This is a genomic window from Streptomyces sp. BE303, from assembly GCF_036290945.1.
In the GTDB taxonomy this organism is placed as follows: Bacteria; Actinomycetota; Actinomycetes; order Streptomycetales; family Streptomycetaceae; genus Kitasatospora.
The window spans coordinates 106831-125253 of record NZ_JAQYWZ010000960.1 but is presented as its reverse complement, the minus strand read 5'-3'; the positions used below and the strand labels follow the sequence as shown (position 1 = coordinate 125253).

Genomic DNA, 18423 nt, shown 5'->3' with positions numbered 1-18423 from the left:
TGGCCGGCCTCCTCCCGGGGGCCCGTCACCACCGTGCGCGCGCCGGGGCGGGAACGCGATGGTATTCGCTCGAACGGGTGAGATCCCGGCACCACCCGGTCCGCTGCGCGATAGGCCTCAATACCGTTCTCCGCATGACGGATGGCCTGATGGTGGACGAGGCCCTGCGGGCCCTCGCCGCGCTCGAAGCGGCGTGGAAGGACGACGACGAGGCACTGGCCGCGCTGGCCACGCGGGGACCGGCCGAACAACCGCTCGCCGCGCTCGTCGCGGCGTACGGCGAGCACGCCGTGGACACGCTGATGGCGCTCGCGTTCGGACTGCGGTCGAGCATGACCGACGAGGAGCTGGCGGAGCTGAGCGACGCCGTCAGCTCCAACATCGGGGCCCGGATGAGCGCCCTGCTCACCCAGACCCTGCGCGCCTGGGGCGAGACCGCCGGCGACGACCTCGACGTGGTCAAGGTGATCGCGCACGCGGTGATCGACGCGATGCGGGCGGTCACGGAGGAGCCGAGCAAGACGGACGTCCTCCCCCTGCTCGCCACCTTCCGCACGTACGCGCTCAGCAATCCCTGACGGGCCCCGACAGGTCACCGCCGGACGGACGGCGCACCTGGCCGGCCGGCGCGCCGTCCTACCGGCCCGTCCGCCTACCCGCCGGCCGGCCCGGGGGCCGTCTCGGGGGCCGTCTCGGGCGGGCTGTGCGGATACCACCTGATTGAATGACGGTATGCACGATCTCCTGCTCCGTCTGCCCGACATCCCCGCGCTCCGCGACCGGTGCCGGGCCCTGGCCATGCTCGACGCCGTCCTCAGCCCCGACTGGGGCGACCGGTACTACTCCTTCGACGCGCACTGGGGCGAGGGCGAGGAGATGGCCTCGATGCGCAACGGGCAGGGCGACGACTGGTTCATGGTCTTCTCGGCGGCCGGCGTGTACGCCCGCGGCCTCGACCACGAGGCGCCCAACGCGCCGCACCTGCTGGCGGAGGTGCCCGAGTCCTTCCGGTCGTACGTCGACGAGCCGGCGTTCGCCGACTCCGAGGGCCGGCCGGACCTCACCGTCTGCTTCTGGCGCGAGAGCGGGGACACCCGCTGGCAGGCCCCGCAGACCGCCCCCACCGGCGGTGTGGAGCTCTTCGGGCTGCTGGCCGACGGCACGGCCACCGCGTACCGGGCGTGGGCCGAGGACTACTACGAGCCCGAGCACGAACCGGACCTCGCCGCCGTCGAGCACGTCCTGGCGCTCCGTCCGCTCACCGGAGCCGTCGTGTCCGCCCTCAATCCGGAGACGGACCTGGGCGACATCGCCGACGACATCGCCGGGATCGGCTACCCGGCCTGAACCCGGGTGGCCGGACCGCCCCGGCGGCCCGGCGGCGACCGGACCGCCTGGGCTGCCCCGGCTACAGCGCGGCCTCGTCCAGACGGCGGCGCTGCTCCTCGGACAGGGTCACGTCGAGGGCGCCGAGCACCTCGTCGAGCTGGGCGATCCCGCTCACCCCGACCAGCGGCAGGATCCGCGGCTCGTGGTCGAGCAGCCAGCTGAGCGCCACCTGGTTGACGGTGGCACCGGACTGCTCGGCGACCTCGCGCAGGGCGGCGAGCCGCCTAGGCGTGCCCGGGTGGTCGTAGGCGGCGCCGATCTCCACCTCGGGGCGGGTGAGGCCGCCGGAGAGGAGCGGGCTGTACGCCCAGAGCCGGAGGTCGCCCTCGGAGCGGACGTAGTCGAGGAGTTCGGACGTCACGTGGACGTGCGCCGAGGAGAGCAGCGGCACGTCGAACCGCGGCTGGAGGTACGAGTAGCGGTACTGGAGGTGGCTGTACCGCGGCTGCGCGCCGGCCAGCGCCCGCGCCCGCTCCACCCGCCAGACCGCGTGGTTGCTGGCGCCGACAGCCCCCGCCTTGCCGGACGTCACGAGGTCGGCGAAGGTCTCCACGGTCTCGGCGAGCGGGACGGACCGGTCCTCGATGTGGCTCCAGTACACGTCCACGTGATCGGTGCCGAGGCGGCGCAGGCTGCCCTCGATACCGGCCCGGACCGCCTTCTCCGAGAGCCCTTCGGCGGCCTCCAGCCCGGCCCCCGGAACGGACGGACGGGCGCCCACCTTGGTGCTGATGACGACCCGGTCGCGGGCGTTGCGGTCGGCCAGCCAGCGGCCGATGACCTCCTCGCTCTCGTCCCCGGTCGCGCCGTCGAGCCAGAAGGCGTAGTTGTTGGCGGTGTCGAGGACGGTCCCGCCCGCCTCGACGAACCGGTCCAGGATCCGGAACGAGGTCTCCTCGTCGACGATCGTGCCGAAGCCCAACGTGCCCAACACAATGGTGCGCTGAGGAACAGTCATGGATGAGCCTTCCGTAGTGGTCTGGACCATCCAAGACCGAATCACGATCACCCGCAACCGCTTATCCCCCGGCTCCGCACGGCCGGTCGCGGCGATCGGCTCGGCGCCGGACGGGCCGGGGAGTCCGGCCCCGGCCCGGCTACGGGCGGGGGGCCGGGACCTCCGGGCGGACGAGGGCCCGCGCGAACGGCTCGCCGCTGCGGCGCGCGTACGTCATGCGCTCCTTCACCTCGGGAAGGGTGCGGGGGCGGTAACCGGGGCCGCCGCAGCAGCTCTTGTGGAAGCGGACGCCCGCGTGGAGCAGCACCGCGAGCGTCCGCCAGCCGGCGGCGTCGCGCCTGCGCGGGGCCGCGAAGGCGGAGCCCGCGTGGACCATCGGGCCGGCGCAGCGCGGGCAGACCCGACCGCGGTCGCGGTCGTAGGGCTGCTTGTACGAGGCCCGGCAGGGCAGGCAGACGTAGGAGGTCTTCGCGTGGGCCATTCCGCCAGCGTAGGGGCGCCCGGGCACGGCGATCGACCGGTTTTCCACACGGCGGCCCGGCCTCCGTCCAGGACGTCGCGGGCACGAGTGCGGTGCCGAAGGGGCGGTGCCGGGCGGTGCCGGAGGGGCGGTGCCGAAGGAAAAGGTCGAACACCCGGCTGCCGGGCCGCGAAGCGGAGGGGACCGCCTCCGAGCAGGGCGGACGGCCCCGCCCGCGGGGGGTGCCCACGGCACCGGCCGAGCCCCCGGACCCTCCGGCCGGTCCGGTGACGTGCGGAACTGTGCTAGACCTTGGGTAATCAAAGGGGCCCACGTGCACCAGCTCAACCTCGGAGTCATGGCACAGTCGCGCAAAGAGAACGAGCGCCGACTGCCGATTCATCCCTCACACTTCGAGCGGATCGACCCCGACCTCCAGGGGCGCATCTTCCTTGAACACGGCTACGCCGAAGGTTTCGGCGTCCCGGACGAACAACTGGCGCCACTGGTCGCCGGCTTCCGCTCACGCGAGCAACTGCTCGCCGAATGCGGCGTCATCCTGCTGGCCAAACCGCAGGCGGCGGAACTCGTGGAGTTCCGCGACGGACAGGTCCTCTGGGGCTGGCCGCACTGCGTCCAGGACGAGGAACTCACGCAGATCGCCATCGACCGCCGGTTGACCCTGATCGCCTTCGAGGCGATGAACCACTGGACCAACGACGGCTCGTTCAACCTGCACGTCTTCCACAAGAACAACGAGCTTGCCGGGTACTCCTCGGTGCTGCACGCCCTCCAGCTCACCGGCTCGACCGGTGACTACGGCCGCCGTCTGCGGGCCGTGGTCCTGGGCTTCGGCGCGACGGCCCGGGGCGCGGTGACGGCGCTCAGCGCGCTCGGCGTGCACGACGTCGACGTGCTCACCCAGCGCGGGGTGACGGCGGTCAGCTCACCGATCCACTCCACGCGGATCGTGCAGTTCGACCGCGACGAGAACGACGACCGGCGCAGCTTCGTGCTGTCCGAGGACGGCCGGGTGCCACTGGCCGGGTTCCTCGCCGAGCACGACATCATCATCAACTGCGTCCTGCAGGACACCGCCGCTCCGCTGACCTTCCTCGACGAGGAGGATCTCGGACTGCTGGCACCCGGCACCCTCATCGTCGACGTGTCCTGCGACGAGGGGATGGGCTTCAGCTGGGCCCGTCCCACGTCCTTCACGGAGCCGACGTTCCAGGTCGGCGACAACGTCCGGTACTACGGCGTCGACCACAGCCCGTCCTACCTGTGGAACTCGGCGACCTGGGAGAACAGCGAGGCGCTGCTGCCCTTCCTGCGAGCGGTGCTCGCCGGTCCGGAGGCGTGGAGCTCCAACGAGACCCTGCGGCGCGCGATCGAGATCCGCGACGGAGTCGTCCAGAACCCGAGCATCCTGGCCTTCCAGCACCGCTCGGCGGACTATCCGCACCAGTCCCTGGGGCTGTCGGCCGCCGCCTGACGCGACTCGCCCGCGCCCCCGCCGGCTCCCGGGAACGGGCCGGGCACCGCCCGCCGTCCCGTCGACGAAGGGCTTCGGCCGGCCCCGGAGGCCCCGTCCTCCGGGGCCGGCCGGCCGCCGTGCGCCGGCTACCCCGGGGTGACCAGCTTGCTCAGCGCGAGGCCGATCCGGTCCACCGCCTCACCGACCTCCTCGGGCTGCCGGGCGGTGAAACAGAGCCGGAAGAACCCCGGGGCGGGGCTGTGCATCGTGCCGCCGGGGAGGAGGGAGACCTCCGTGGGAGGGCCGGCCAGGTGGTTGAAGAGCCACAGCTCGTCCCGGTCCAGCCCGCTGCCGGCCGTGACCGGCAGCGGGGCGTCGCCGTGCGCGCCCTCCGGCGGGCGCTTGCCGAGGTACTCCTGGAGGTCGAGCCAGAAGAACTGGGCCGGGTTGTCACCGTCCAGGTACACGAACTCGATGTCGTTGGCGACCAGCCGGTCCTTCACCTTCTCGAAGCTCCCGCTCAGCAGCTCGCGGTAGCGCCGCATCGCGTAGTCGGTGTACAGCTCCGAGCCGGCGCCGTTCACCGTGCTCGACAGGAGCGAGCCGATCACGTAGTGCTTCAGCGAGTCGAAGGGCGTGAACCAGGACAGCGGGTGCTTCTTCTCCTCGATGCCCGTCGTGCCCAGCATCGCCCGCTGCACCGGCCCGTACTTGGAGACCAGGAAGCCCGTCCGGAACCCCGACAGCCCGAAGTCCTTGGCGAAGCCCCACACCACGTGGATCCGCTCGGGGTTCCGCCGGTAGGCGTCCAGGGCCACCGCGCTGGTGAACGGGATCCGGCCGCCGTCGACCTGCGAGTGGCAGTAGATCTCGTCGGAGACGATGTGCAGGTCGGTCTCGTCGATCGACCAGGTGTAGATCTCCTCCAGCAGTTCCTTGCCGTAGTTGACGCCCAGCGGGTTGTGCGGGTTCGTCAGCACCAGCATCCTCGGCTGCCGGGCGGTCTGCCGCTCGTACTCCCGGAACCGCTCCTTGATCAGGTCCAGCGTCAGCCGGAACCGCCCGGGGCCTTCCGTCGGCAGGTCCACCGGGACGCAGGTGAGCCTGGGCCGCTGTTCGAACGACCAGTTGAACCCCTGCCAGTACGGCGCCGGCAGCAGCACGGCGTCCCCCTCGACCAGCGGCGGCGGGCCGGGCTCGCCGGGCCTCGGTGCGTCCTGGAGAGCGAAGGCGAGGCACTCCAGCGCCGAGGCGACGCCCGCCGTCCCGAAGACGTCCCCCGCCGCCACCGGGGCGTCCCACGCCTTGGCGAGCAGCGCCGCCACCTGCCCCCGCAGTTCCGGCGTGCCGTACGCGGACATGTAGTGGATGTACGGCTCGGGGAGCAGGGCGGTGTGGTCGAACACCGCCTTCTGCATCGAGTCGTCGTAGACGAGGACGTTCTCCGCCACGGAGAGGTCGACGGCGGAGTCGGGCGCCAGGTGGCGGTGGTAGAAGGCGAGTGCCTGCTCGAAGTCGGGGATGCGCGCGAGCAGCTCGGCGGCCTCGTTCGGGCCGGTGGGGGTGACGGGGGTGGTCATGGTGGGGAGCACTCCTCCGGGTCGGCCGGATTCGCCGGATTCGCCCGCCGGTCACGGAACGTGGCGACATCGGCATGGTTCGCATACGGATGGTGTCAGCGCACCACGCCCCCGAGACCCCCGCCAGCGATCGGCACCCATCCGGCGACGGCTGGCGGCCGGCGGCACCCGTCACGCCGGGACGACCCGTACCCGACCTGGCATCGACCCGGCCCCGGCGGAGGTCGCGCGAAGGTCGGGCCGACGTCAGGCCGGCGTCGGGGCGAGGTCAGGCCGACGCCAGCGGCTTCGCCCAGCGGGTCCACTGCGGCTGCGGGCCGTACCCTGCGGCCTGCCAGGTCCGGTGGCCGAGGAGGTTCTCGTCCAGCACCATCGCGTCGGCCCGCCGCCCGCCGAGAGCGGCGAAGCGCTCCTCCGCGGCGGCCAGCAGGGCGGCGCCGATGCCCCGGCGACGATGATCCGGGTCGACGGCCAGACGGTAGAGGTGACAGCGCCAGCCGTCCCACCCGGCGATCACCGTGCCGAGCAGGACGGCCGGATCGTCCGCCCGTACCGCGACGATCAGGCACTCCGGGTCGCGGGCCAGCAGCGCGGCCACCCCGGCCGCGTCGTCGGTGATGCTGGTGCCCTTCGCCGCGCGGGCCCAGAGGGCGAGTACGGCGGGGATCTCGTCGGGGGTGGCGGTGCGCAGCGCGTGGTCGGTCATGCCGCCGTGTCTACCAGGGCGTTCGCACGCGCCGCCGGGAATTCCGCGGAGCGGGACGGTCCCCGGCCGACCGCAGCAGACCCGCAGCAGGCCCCCGGCGGGGCGGGAGGCGGGGCGGGGCGGCCCTCAGCCGCCCGCCAGCGACCACACGGTGGTGGTCTTCAGCGCCGCGTCCTCCAGGTCCGCGACAACCGGGACCTCGTACTCGGCCAGCTCGGTGAACCGTCCGCGCGGCAGGTAGGCACGGCCCGGGTCGCCCACGATCACCACCGCGCCCCGGGCCCGGGCGCGCTCCAGGAAGGGCAGGAAGCGGGCCGCCATCGCCCGCTCGTAGAAGACGTCCCCGGCGAGCACCACCTCGGCCGGGGCGCCGTCGCCGTCCAGCAGGTCCGCGAACGCCGCGTCCACCCGGACGCCGTTCGCCTCGGCGTTGACCCCGATCGCGGCGACCGCGTACGCGTCGATCTCGGCCGCCCGCACCGAGGCGGCCCCGCGCAGCGCCGCCGCGATCCCGACCAGACCGGAGCCGGCCGCGAGGTCCAACACCGTCCGGCCGTCGACCAGTTCCGGATGGTCCAGCACGTAGCGGGCCACGCCGACCCCGCCCGCCCAGGCGAACGCCCAGAACGGCGGCGGCAGTCCGCGCTCGCCCCGCGCGTCCTCGGTCGTCTCCCAGAGCGCGATGGCGTCCTCCGCCATGTGCAGGCTCACCTCCGGCACGAACGGCACGGGTCGGACCACCGTCTCCCGGCGCACAAACTCCCGGTCCGACCGGGCAGTTGCGGCGGACTCGGCCGGTCGCGTCTCGTTCAGCATGCGTGCAGCATAGAGCCCGTGACCAGGTGCTCCGCCCACCCGACCGCTCGAACGGCCCCGGCCGCGCCCGGTCCGCGCCCCGGCCCGTGTCCCGGACACCGGCCCGCGACGTGCTACCGCTCCGTGTCCCGGACGGCCGAAAGACGACCCGCGGACCCGGCCGAACGGCCCCGCACAACGGGTAGGTACTCCGCGTGGTCGGCACGGGGCCGGCCGGAGACGGGGGTCGGCGATGTCGGACAAGGCGCTCACGGACAAGGCGCTCACGGACAAGGCGCTCGCGGGCAAGGCGGCGGTCGTCACGGGCGGCTCGCGCGGGATCGGGCGGGCCGTCGTCGAACGGCTGACCGCGGACGGGGCGGACGTCGTGTTCGCGTACGCGGGCAACGAGGCGGCCGCGGCCGAGGTGGTCCGCACGGTGCGGGCCAACGGTTCCGGCCGGGCGCACGCGGTACGGGTCGACCTGGGCGAGCCCGACGGCGCGGAGCGGCTGATGACCGAGGCCGAGGAGCACCTCGGCGGGCTGGACATCCTCGTCAACAACGCGGCGCTCACCTTCACCAGGGCCACGCTCGCCGAGACCGACCCGGCCGACTTCGACGCCGTCCTGGCCGTCAGCGCGCGCGCCGTCTTCCTGACCCTCCGCTACGCGGCCCGGCGGATGCGCGACAACGGGCGGATCGTCAACATCTCCAGCCTGAACACCCGCCGCCCCACCGACGGCATCGCCGCCTACCTCGCCGGCAAGGGAGCCCTCGAACAGCTGACGGCCGCCGCCGCCCTCGAACTCGGCCCGCGCGGCATCACCGCCAACACCGTCTCCCCCGGTCCGGTCGAGACGGACCTGCTGCGCGCCGTCAACCCGCCCCACGCCCTGGAGGTGGTGGCCGGGCTGACGCCGCTGCGGCGGCTCGGGCAGCCGTCGGACATCGCGGACGTGGTGGCCTTCCTGGCCGGACCGGACGGGCGGTGGGTCTCCGGGCAGAACCTGGGAGCCACCGGCGGGCTCGGCTGACGGGGTGACGGGGACCGCAGGCCCCGGCGCGCCGGGGCCGCCCGGGCCCGGCGCGGCCCGGGTGGTCCGGCCCGCCGGGAGGGGCCGGGCCGCCCGGGCCGCGCGCCGCCACCGACGCGGTGCCGGCCGGCACGCGACCGGCCGCGTGCCCCGAGAGGTGCCCGGCGCAACCCGGATCACGCACCGCCACCCGATGCGTACCATTTCGATACCGAAGCCTGGGTGAGCTGCGAAGATGCTCGCTCCCCGGGGCCGGGCACGGGTAGCATCCGGCACATGCCATCCGGCCCGGTGCAGGCGGCTCAGCGCTGCCCTGCCGGCCTGCCGGGCGGCGGACTCGCGCGGGCCGGTCGGTGGTGCCCGCGTACTCGGTACGCGCGCCAGGGCAGTCGCGCGAACGGCGAAGGGCAGCGTCTTGGCGGATCGACTCACCGGTGGCGACTCCTCACTACTGCGGCGGATCAACGCCGCGGTGACCCTCCGGGCGCTACGTGCCGGCCACGCTGTGACCCTCACTCAGCTGGTCGGCGACACCGGACTCTCCCGGCCGACGGTCGAGGGCGTGATCGAGGGACTGGTGGAGACCGGCCTGGTCGCCGAGGTCGAGCAGCCGCAGAACGGCAGCCAGCCCGGCGGCGGCAGGCGCGGGCGGCCCGCCCGCTGGTTCAGGTTCCGCGCCGAGGCCGGGCACATCCTCGGCATCGAGATCGGCGTCCACGACATCCGGATCATCCTCGCCGACCTCACCGGCGAGGTGGTCGGCAGCCACTTCCGGCCGGTCGAGGAGACCCTCGACGCGGAGGAGCGGCTCACCGCCGTGCGGTCGGTGGTCGCCGAGGTGCTGCGCAAGGCCGGTGTCTCCCGGGACAACCTGTGGGCGGTCGGTGTCGGCACCCCCGGCATCGTCGACCGCGACGGCACCGTACAGCTCGGCACCGCCATGCCCGGCTGGACCGGCCTCGACCTCGGCGCCCGCCTCCGGCGCTCGTTCCGCTGCCCGGTCCTCATCGAGAACGACGCCAACCTCGCCGCCATCGCCGAGCACTGGCAGGGCGCCGCGGTCGGCGCCGACGACATGGTCTTCGTCATGGCCGGCCTCAGCCCCGGCGCCGGCTCCCTCATCAACGGCCGGCTGCACCGCGGCTTCGGCGGCGCGGCCGGCGAGATCGGCGCCCTGCACCTGCTGGGCCAGGAGGTCACTCCCGAGCGCCTCCTCTCCACCACCGGCAAGCCGCTCAACCCGCTCGACGAGGCGGCCGTCGCCCGGGTCCTCAAGCTCGCCCGCGAGGGCGACGAGGTCGCGCAGGTCGCCATGGACCGGTTCCTCACCCGGCTCGTCCAGAGCGTCGCCGCCCTCGTCCTCGCCATCGACCCCCAGCTGGTGGTGGTCGGGGGCTGGGCGGCCGGCCTCGACGGCGTCCTCGACCCGCTGCGCCAGCGCCTCGCCCAGTTCACGCTGCGCGCGCCCGAGGTCGCCCTCGCCGCCCTCGGCTCCGAGGTCGTCGCCATGGGCGCCCTCCGGGTGGCCCTCGACCAGGTCGAGGAACAGCTCTTCGCCGTCAACCCGCCGGCCACGGACCCGGCGGCCCCCGCCCGCGTGTGAACGGCGACGGCGTCGGCGGGGTGAGTCCCGCCGACGCCGATCCGTTCGCACCTCGGGGGTTCCCGGATTCAGACCTCCAGCCGCCGCTGCGCCTCGTCGAGCGCCCGGCGGACGAACGCCACGGGTAGCGGGCCCGCCTCGGGCGGAACACTCACGACGGTCTCCGCCCAGGTGCCGTGCTCCGGGCTGATCATCGCGAGCTCCGAACCCCGCTCGTCGAGCCGCCGGTCACGGAACTCAGTTCTCGGGCACCTGGGACAGGGCGACCGAGACGGTCCGCGCCACCACCTGGATGTACATCGGCCCCACGAGGGACAGCCACGCCGTCTCCCCGGGACCCGCCGGGGAGCGGGGGCCGAGCGGTGGCAGCCCCTCGGGCCACTCCGGCTGGTCCGAGGGGATGTGGGTCAGGGTGATCTCGTCGACGAAGGCGCCGGCGAGGTCGAGGAAGTTCCCGGCCGAGACGTACACGATGCCCGTCATCGACACGATGGCGTCGGGGCGTTCGGGGCCGTACCGGAGGAAGACGTCCACGCCGCCTCCCTCCCGTGAGCTGTCGACGAGGAACCTTTCGATGAAGTGCCCGTCCAGGGAACGGAGGATCTCCGAGACCCTCCCGCAATAGACCGCAAAGTCACTACTCGCAGGCAATGTTCTCTCCGTGATCGTGCAGCTGGGTCTTGTCCCCGTTCTGATCCCAGCGCTGCGGACGGTTCTTCATGCGGGGCCCGCGGTCGACGACCGTTGTCCGCGTCACCCGCCCGTCGCTCAGCCGAATGGTCAGCTTACTTCCGTTGCTGCCGTCGTAGGTGACGTATCCGCCAGGCGAGGTCGAGCGGTAGGTGAACCCGCCGGCGACCGCGAGGACGTCGGCCTCGGCCAGGGTCTTCCCGGAGAGATCGGGGAGGCGGGCGACATCGGGCAGATCGTCCTTGTCACCCGGTTCCCCCTCCGGGTACCCGTCGCAGGACGGGGCGTCGACCGTCGGCGGCTTCTTGCCGCCCCTGCCCGCGTCGTCGGTGCGCGGCGTCCCGTCGAGGGCGCCGAGCGGGAGACGGCCGGCGGCCTGGGAGTCGGCGCAGGCGTCGAGGGTCCCTCCGGTGCCGCAGCCCGCGCCGGGATCGGCGGGGTTGTCGATGTGCGGGTCGGGGCTGCCGCTGTCGAGCGGGGTGGGGAGCTGGACGGGGTCGGAGAAGTCGATCAGCAGCCGGCTGAGCGTCTCCCAGAGGTGCCGGATGCTGACCTGCGGCCCGCTCTTGGTCCAGGAGCCGTCGGAGTAGTGGGAGGTGATGAAGGTGGTGTCGGTGATCCAGGTGTCGGTGCGGGTGTAGAGGTAGGTGTCGTCCCACCAGTGGCTGACCTCGGTGCGGACGTCCTGGGTGACGGCCCGGGTGGTGCCGGTGAGGTACGGGGGCGGGGGCGGTGTGGGCCGGGGCTTGGGCGGCTGCGTTCCGGTGCCTGTGCCGGTGCCCTTGGCCGTGCCGGTGCCCTTACCCGTTCCGGTGCCCTTGCCGGTACCGGTGCCGGTGACCCCGACCGCCTTCGGCACGCCGCTGGTGCCCGGGTCGGTCGCGGCCTGCGGGCTCGCGCCGGTGCCGTTGGAGACCGGGGTCAGGCTGCCGTCGGCGTTGACCAGCTCGTAGATGAGGTAGCCGGCGACGGCCACCACGACGATGGTGCCGACGACGAGCGCGACGACGCAGCCGACGCTGCAGAGGGCGGCGGCGCCGGCCGCCTCGGCGACCGTGGCCCCGGCGGCGATGATCTCGCCGCCCGCGACGGCGACCGTCTCGGCGGCGACGGCGCCCGCGCTGAGCGCCGTCTCCACGACGGCCGCTCCCGCGCCGGCGAGGGCCCGGAGGCCGGACGTGATGGCCCCCGCACTGATGTTGAACCCGCCGATGCTGAAGTGGCCGCTCGGGTCCCAGTTGCCGACCGGGTCGGCGTTGCCGTACGCGTAGCGGTTGGTGGCGGCGGCGGAGCCGAGACCGGGCACGCGGTCGTCGGCGGAGGTGAAGGTACCGGTGCCCGGGTCGTACCAGCGGGCCTGGGCGTGGACCCGGCCGGTGGCGGGATCCGTCCAACCGCCCTGGTAGCCGAGGTCGGGGGCGCTGCCGGAGGAGGCGGTGCGCTTGCCGAAGGCGCTGTAGGAGCGGCCGGCCGCCAGCGCGCCGCTGCCGGTGTCGGTGGTGCCGAGGACGTCGTGGTGGGCGTTGGTGAGCAGGGTGCGGGCGGCGCCGCCGCCCGCGGGGGCGGCCGCGAGCGGGGTGCCGTCGAGGGTCCGGGCGTAGGCGTAACTGCCGTCGGAGTCGGGCTCCTTGGCGAGGCCGGGGTAGGTGAACGCGGCGGCAGCGGCGCCACCGGCGGTCGCGGCGGTGAGCCGGTCGAGGGCGTCGTAGGCGTAGGAGCGGCCGTCGACGCCGGTCAGCCGGCCGAGCGCGTCGTAGCGGTTGGTGGAGGAGCCTGTGACGGCGCCGGACGCGTTCTTCGTCGTGGCGGTGGCGAGGGTGCCGCGCGGGGTGAACGTGTAGGCGGTGGTGGAGCCGTCGGGCGCGGTGGTGCCGGTCAGGCGGTTGCGCGGGTCGTAGGCGGCCGTGGTGGTCCCGGTGGTGGTGTGCTGCGCGGGCGTGCCGGTCCAGTCGACGACGGAGGTGCGGTTGCCGACGGCGTCCCAGGTGTAGTCGGTGCCGGTGGCGGCGGTGGTGTTGTGCGTCCGGGTGAGGCGGCCCGCCGGGTCGTAGCCGTACTGCTCGCCGTGCGGGTCGGCGGTGCCGGTGGAACCGCTGGTGAGCATGCGGCCCGACGGGTCCCAGCTGTAGGTGAGCTGGGTGGAGACGTGGCCGGTCGGGTCGGTGACGGTGTCGGTGGTGATCCGGCCGAGCCCGTCGTGGCCGAGGGTGCGGCTGGGGCCGGCGGTCTGGCCCGAGCGGCGCTGTTCGGTGGTGACCTGGCCGGCCAGGTCGTGGGTCAGGGTGCGGGTGAGGCCGGAGAGGCTGTCGGTGACGGTGCCGAGGTCGTCGTTGCCGCTCCACGTGTAGGTGACGCGGGCGCCGCCGGGGGCGGTCTCGGTGAGCGGACGGGCCGCGGTGTCGTAGGTGTAGGCGCTGGTGCCGAGCGGGCCCTGGCTGCCCTTCAGCAGCCCGCGGTCGTCCCAGGCGAACGTCTGGGTACCGCCGGGCGCGGAGGCGGAGGTGATGCGGCCGGCGAGGTCGTAGCCGAACGCGCGGGAGGCGTCGGCGTCGCCGCCGGTGCCGTTCTCGGCGACCGTCCGGCCGAGTCCGTCGTACGTGAACGCCCTGCGGACGCCGCCGGGTTCGGTGACGGTGACGGGCTGTCCGGCCGCGTCGTAGGCGCTGGTCGTGGTCCGGTCCGCGGCGGACTGGTCGGCGGGCACGGCCGGCAGGGACTGCGCCTCGGCCAGGCCGAGGGTGTTGTACCGCTGGTGGGTCGCGTTGCCGTTGGCGTCGGTGATCCGGGTGAGCCGGCCGAGCAGGTCGTGGCCGAGGCCGGTGACCGGGGCGGACGCGGCGTCGCCGGGGCGGACCTGCGGGTCCGTGAAGGAGGTGGCCTGGTTGCGGGCGTCGTACGCGGTGCGCCAGACCTGGCCGCCGGGGTCGGTGAGGGTGACGACGTTCCCGGCGGCGTCGTAGCCGTAGCCGGTCCGGGTGAGCACGGTGCCGGCCTGGTCGGCGGCCGACGTGGCGGTGGCCCGGCCGGCCAGGTCGTACGTGGTGGTGGAGGTGCGGCCGAGCGGGTCGGTGACGGTCGAGACGCGGCCCGCCAGGTCGTAGGCGTAGCGGGTGGTGCCGCGGCCCGCCGGGGTGCTGGAGGTCAGCTCGCCGAGCTTGTCGTAGGTGTAGCCGGTGGAGGTGTCGCCGAGGGTCTCGGAGAGCACGTCGCCGAAGTCGTCGTAGGTGTAGGTGGTGGTGTACCGGTCCGGGGTGGCGGTGCCGTTGCGGACCACCGAGGTGGCGGAGAGCCGTCGGTCCATGCCGTCGTAGACGGCGAGGGACTGGGCGCCGGAGGGGTCGATGACCGACAGGACGTTGCCGTTGTCGTCACGGGCGACGACGGTGACGCCGGGCGTGGCTCCCGGGGCGGCCGGCGGGAGGGTGGTGCGGACGAGCCGGTCCCGCAGGTCGTAGGTGAAGGTGGTGGTGCGGCCGAGCGCGTCGGTGGCCGAGGTGGTGTTGCCGTCCGCGTCGTACGTCCACTTCCGCACCGGGTTCAGCGCGGTGCCGGCGCCCGGCGGGGTGTAGGCCGGCAGCCTGGCCTCGGTCCGGTGGCCCTGCTTGTCGTAGAGGTAGCGGGTGACCAGGCCGGTGGCGTCCCGGACGTCGGTCAGTTCGCCGAAGGTGTTGTAGCCCCGGGTGCCGGTGGCCTGCTGGGCGGCGGGGGCGGCGCCGGGGGTGCCGTCCTCGACCGGGGTCGCGGGGGTGCTCGTGGCGGAGAGCCGGCCGAGCAGGTCGTAGCCGTGCGTGGTGGTGTACGCCGGGTCGGCCTGGCCGGGGGCGCCGGGCTGCGGCATGCCGCGCGGGTCGGTGGTGGCGAGGACCCGGCCCTGGGTGTCCCGGCGGAAGCCGGTCACCAGGGCGGTGCCGGCGTCGGGCCGGACGAGCGTGCGGACGAGCTGGCCGGTGGTCTGGTCCCAGACGTTCTCGCGGGTCTCGGTCCGGGTGCCGTCGCTGATCGTGGTCGCGGTGACCAGCCCGGCCGTGTCGTAGGCGCTGGTGGCTGTCCGGCCGAGGCCGCCCGGGTCGGCGGTGGTGGTGGTGAGGCGGTTGGCGGCGTCGTAGGCGTAGGTCGTGGTGCGGGCGGTCGGACCGCTGCCTCGGACGTCCTTGACGACGTTGCCGGCCTTGTCGTACGTGAAGGTGTGGAGGGTGATCTCGCGGGTGCTCGTACCCGCCTGGTTCACCAGGGAGTAGGTCTCGGTGAGCACCAGGTCGTCGGCCGTGTAGGTGTACGTGACCAGGTGCTGCATGGCGTCGGTGGCTGCGGCGAGACGGCCGCCGGCGTCGTAGGCGAAGGTCTGCAGCCGGACGCTGCGGGGCGGCGAGTCGGCGGCGGGGTCGTCGACGAAGTTCTTCAGGTCGACGGCGGTGAGTCGGCCGTTGGTGTCGTAGCCGTAGACGTAGTGCGCGCCGTTCGGGCTCCAGGTGTCGGTGACGTTGCCGAGCTGGTCGTACGTCACGCGCTTGGTGGTGACGCCGTCCTGGGTGACGGTGGTGAGCCGGTCCTGCGCGTCGTAGCCGTAGGTGGTGGTGCGCGGCGCGTCGCCGCCCTGGGCCTGCGCGGTGAGGTCGGTGACGGTGCGGCTCGCCAGGTTGTTGTCCGGGTCGTAGGCGTAGGTCGTGCGGGCCTGGTGGGTGACGCCGGTGACCGGGTTCGTCACGGCGGCGCCGGTCTCGGTGGCCAGGCGGCCGGCCTTGTCGTAGGTGTAGGCGGTGGCCACGCCGTCGGGGTGGGCGGCGTCGGCGACGGTGCGCCGGACCACCCGGCCGAGGTCGTCGAAGAAGGTGTTGAGGATCTGCCCGGCGGGGGTGGTGACCTGGGACTGGTCGCCGCGGTGGGTGTAGCCGTAGGTGGTGGCCCGGCCCGCCGGGTCGGTCACCGAGACGGGGACGTTGCAGGTCGAACCGTTGTACTGCGGGGTGGAGTTGACGTTGGGCGGGCTGAGCACCTCCTGGCAGGCCCAGGTGGTGGTGGTCACCCCGCCGGCCGGTCCGGTCTCGGTGCGCCGGCTGCCGGCCGTGTTGTAGGTCAGGGTGGTGGTGTGGCCGTTGGCGTCGGTGACCTCCAGCGGCACGCCGTTGCGCGGGTCACCGGCCCAGTCGCCGTTGCCGTAGTAGGTGGTCCGCTCGGTCAGCGGCTCCAGCGCGGTCCGGTACCGGGTGGTGGTGGTCAGCTGGTTGGTGCCGAAGTTCCAGCCGTACCGGACGACGTTGCCGTTCTCGTCGACGGCGGACGTGAGGTGCCCGAAGGCGTCGTACCCGAACATCCGGGTCCGGCCGGGTGGCGGCGTCGGCGTGCCGTACCAGCGGTAGGCCAACTGGCCTTCCTGGTTGTACTGGTAGTAGGTGTGGATGCCACGCGGGTCGGTGCGGTGGACGACCAGGCTGGGGGTCGGGCCGCTGGTGTCGGTGGTGCGGTCGTACGTCCAGCCGTTGTCCACGCCGGTGGCGGCGTTGTCGGCCCTGCCCACGTGCTGGACCAGGTTGCCGTCGTAGGCGACCGTGGTGACGTTCTCCGCGCGGGCCTTCTGGACCTTGACCAGCCGGTTGGGGCCGCTGGCCCGGGACGTCTCGTAGGTGTACGCGGTGCAGTTGCCGCCCGGGTCGCAGACCTTGGTCAGGTAGTCGCCGGTGTAGGTGTAGTACCAGGTGACGGCGCCGGTCTCGAAGTGCCGGGAGCTGGTGGAGACCGAGGTGACGTGGCCCCGGTTGTCCCAGTTGAGGAAGAGCCGGCGGTCGGACGACGCCAGGTTGAGCTGCGAGGTGGAGAGCTGCGAGCCCACGTAGTCGCGGTCCAGCCGCAGGTTTCCGGCCCCCTGCTGGCGGGTGATCTGGCGGACCCTGTCCCCCAGGTAGTAGTCCATGCCGCTCATCCGAAGGTGGCCGGCGTCCACCCACTCGCCGAACCCGCTGCCGCCGAACTCCGGGACGAGGGCGCCCCCGGGGTTCCGGCCGAAGTTGACCTTCCGGCCGTCCTCCAGGGCGAGGGTGGAGATGCCGTTCCCCGCGTCGGTGAGGCCCATGTCCCAGATCGACGTCCAGCCGATCCCGAACGAGCCGTTGGTGGAGCCGGCGCTGTTGTACGTCCGCTTGACCTGGAGTCCGATGCCCGGCTGCGGGAGGTCGAAGTCGGTTTCCTGGCGGGTGTAGTTGCCGAGGTAGAGGTTGACGCCGGTGTCGTCCAGGGCGCCCGGGTCGAGGCCCAGGTGGGCGGCGTCGTTCGGCGGCGGGACGACCACCGCGAACATACTCATCTCGCTGAACGGCGAGGTGTAGCCGGCGTCCTGGACGCGGACCCGCCAGTAGTAGGCGGTGTTCCAGCGCAGCGCGTCGGCCGGCGGCGTGAAGCTCGCGATCGTCCCGAAGGCGCCGGGGTGTGCGGCGACGTTGACCATGCCGGAGCCCCAGCAGCCGCCCACCGCGGGGTCGCTGGTCGGGCAGATCTGGAACTCGGCCGAGGTCTGCGTCGTGCCGTCGTCACCGACGAAGGCGGAGACCGTCGGGGTGCGGGTGGAGACGGTCGCACCGACCGCGGGCCAGCCGTCGCTCGCGGTGGGCGCGTAGTGCGGCACGGTCAGCGCGGCGGCCTGGGAGGCCGGCACTCCGTGGGACGAGAAGAAGCCGGCGCCGTTGGTCCGGTCCGCCATGTCGTAGGCCAGTAGGAAGTTCCCGGCCCCGAGGAAGGGGATGACGGCGCTGAGCGTGACGGACTGGCCCGGGGCGACGTCGAACGGCAGGGCGGTGAACGAGGCGGTGTAGTTCACCAGGGTCTGGTCGGACCGGTACAGGTGCAGGCCGAGGTGCTGGCCGGCGGGGGTCCAGGTGAAGTTCGAGGTGTTGGCGACGGTGAGCTGCAGGTACCCGATGGCGTCGTAGCGGGGGGCCAGTTGGAGCTGACCGACCTGGTAGGTGGCTCCGTAGGACTGGGCGGTGGTCTGCGCCGGCGCCTGTGGGGCCGCCTCCGCCTTCGGTGCCGCCTCCGCCTTCGGCGCGGCCAGTTGCTCCAGGGTCAGCGGGGCCGGGCCGGCGGGCGAGCGGCGCCGCTTGCCGGTGTCGTCCACCTCGGGCTGCGGGATGCGGTACTCGGGCAGCGCCTGCCGGGCCGCCAGCTCGTCGAGCTTCCTGCGGTGCTCCTCGGCGTCCGGCGCCGCGGCCGGCCCGGGGGCGGGCTTGCGGGGCGCGTCGGCCGCCTTGATCTCGGCGGCGATCCGGGCGCGCTCCTGCCCGAGCGGGCTGTCGTCGGCGGCCGGCACCTGCGTCGGCGGCGGCTCGGGGGTGCGCGGATCCGCGCTCACCCGGCCGGGCGGCAGCGGTGCGGAGACCACCGCGCGGTCCTTGGGCGCGGCCCAGGCGGCGGCCGGCGGGATGCCGAGACCGACGGCGACCAGCGCCAGGATGAGCAGTTGTGCGACACGACGCGCGGCCGGGCCGTCGCCGATCTTTCCGTACCAGTGCGAGTTCACGGCCCCACCCCAGGATCGCCGGACGCTTGGGTTGCCCGGAACGCTCGGGTCTCACGGAGCGCTCGGGTTGCACAGAGATCGTTCGGAACCTACCGATCCTTGTGCCCCAAGCCCAGGGGTGCCCCCGAACGGTTCCCTCCCGTTCAGGAACCCGTGACAACTCCGCGACCGGCGGGGCGGGGGTCGGCGCGGCGGCCGGGCCGGGGCGGACCGCGGTGGTCG

13 protein-coding genes are annotated in these 18423 nt (G+C 73.6%); 5 read left to right on the top strand and 8 right to left on the bottom strand.

The annotated features are described in order from the left end of the window. The first annotated feature begins 134 nt into the window (after positions 1-134). Entirely contained in the window at positions 135-578 is a 444-nt protein-coding gene (locus PUR56_RS42200; protein ID WP_329884096.1) for a hypothetical protein, read from the top strand. Positions 579-732: 154 nt separating this feature from the next. Further along, on the top strand, positions 733-1347 hold the full coding sequence (locus PUR56_RS42195; RefSeq protein WP_329952898.1) for a hypothetical protein: 615 nt from the start codon (positions 733-735) through the stop codon (positions 1345-1347). 61 nt (positions 1348-1408) lie between these two features. On the opposite strand, the gene PUR56_RS42190 is transcribed toward PUR56_RS42195, so the two are convergent. After that, positions 1409-2347 carry an aldo/keto reductase gene (locus tag PUR56_RS42190; protein WP_329884100.1) on the bottom strand — a complete coding sequence of 313 codons (939 nt, stop codon included), beginning with the start codon at positions 2345-2347 and terminating at the stop codon, positions 1409-1411. 139 nt (positions 2348-2486) lie between these two features. After that, on the bottom strand, positions 2487-2828 hold the full coding sequence (locus tag PUR56_RS42185) for a deoxyxylulose-5-phosphate synthase (protein ID WP_329952897.1): 342 nt from the start codon (positions 2826-2828) through the stop codon (positions 2487-2489). A 313-nt stretch (positions 2829-3141) separates the two neighbouring features. On the opposite strand from PUR56_RS42185, the gene PUR56_RS42180 reads away from it, so the two are divergent. Beyond that, positions 3142-4302, top strand: a complete 1161-nt coding sequence (locus tag PUR56_RS42180; RefSeq protein WP_329952896.1) for a N(5)-(carboxyethyl)ornithine synthase — start codon at positions 3142-3144, stop codon at positions 4300-4302. Positions 4303-4430: 128 nt separating this feature from the next. On the opposite strand, the gene PUR56_RS42175 is transcribed toward PUR56_RS42180, so the two are convergent. The 3 genes from PUR56_RS42175 to PUR56_RS42165 all read right to left on the bottom strand — a co-directional run bounded on the left by PUR56_RS42175 (position 4431) and on the right by PUR56_RS42165 (position 7386). Beyond that, the gene (locus PUR56_RS42175) at positions 4431-5864 is read right to left on the bottom strand and encodes a pyridoxal phosphate-dependent aminotransferase (RefSeq protein ID WP_329952895.1); all 1434 of its coding nucleotides are present in this window, start codon (positions 5862-5864) and stop codon (positions 4431-4433) included. A 268-nt stretch (positions 5865-6132) separates the two neighbouring features. Beyond that, entirely contained in the window at positions 6133-6570 is a 438-nt protein-coding gene (locus PUR56_RS42170; RefSeq protein WP_329884107.1) for a GNAT family N-acetyltransferase, read from the bottom strand. A gap of 126 nt (positions 6571-6696) precedes the next feature. Next, positions 6697-7386 (bottom strand): class I SAM-dependent methyltransferase, encoded by a 690-nt coding sequence (locus PUR56_RS42165; protein WP_329952894.1) that lies wholly within the window; start codon positions 7384-7386, stop codon positions 6697-6699. A gap of 232 nt (positions 7387-7618) precedes the next feature. Between PUR56_RS42165 and PUR56_RS42160 the strand changes: the two genes are divergently transcribed. Together PUR56_RS42160 and PUR56_RS42155 are read left to right on the top strand one after the other, a co-directional pair. Further along, a complete protein-coding gene (locus PUR56_RS42160; protein WP_329952893.1) occupies positions 7619-8401 on the top strand; it encodes an SDR family oxidoreductase in 783 nt (260 codons plus the stop codon). 415 nt (positions 8402-8816) lie between these two features. After that, a complete protein-coding gene (locus PUR56_RS42155) occupies positions 8817-10004 on the top strand; it encodes an ROK family protein (protein ID WP_329884113.1) in 1188 nt (395 codons plus the stop codon). A gap of 68 nt (positions 10005-10072) precedes the next feature. Here the strand turns inward: PUR56_RS42155 and PUR56_RS42150 are convergent, their stop codons facing one another. The 3 genes from PUR56_RS42150 to PUR56_RS42140 all read right to left on the bottom strand — a co-directional run bounded on the left by PUR56_RS42150 (position 10073) and on the right by PUR56_RS42140 (position 18201). Continuing rightward, entirely contained in the window at positions 10073-10198 is a 126-nt protein-coding gene (locus tag PUR56_RS42150; RefSeq protein WP_329952892.1) for a hypothetical protein, read from the bottom strand. A gap of 43 nt (positions 10199-10241) precedes the next feature. Continuing rightward, entirely contained in the window at positions 10242-10538 is a 297-nt protein-coding gene (locus PUR56_RS42145; RefSeq protein ID WP_329952891.1) for a hypothetical protein, read from the bottom strand. 103 nt (positions 10539-10641) lie between these two features. Further along, entirely contained in the window at positions 10642-18201 is a 7560-nt protein-coding gene (locus tag PUR56_RS42140; protein WP_329952890.1) for an RHS repeat-associated core domain-containing protein, read from the bottom strand. Between the last annotated feature and the right edge of the window lie 222 nt (positions 18202-18423).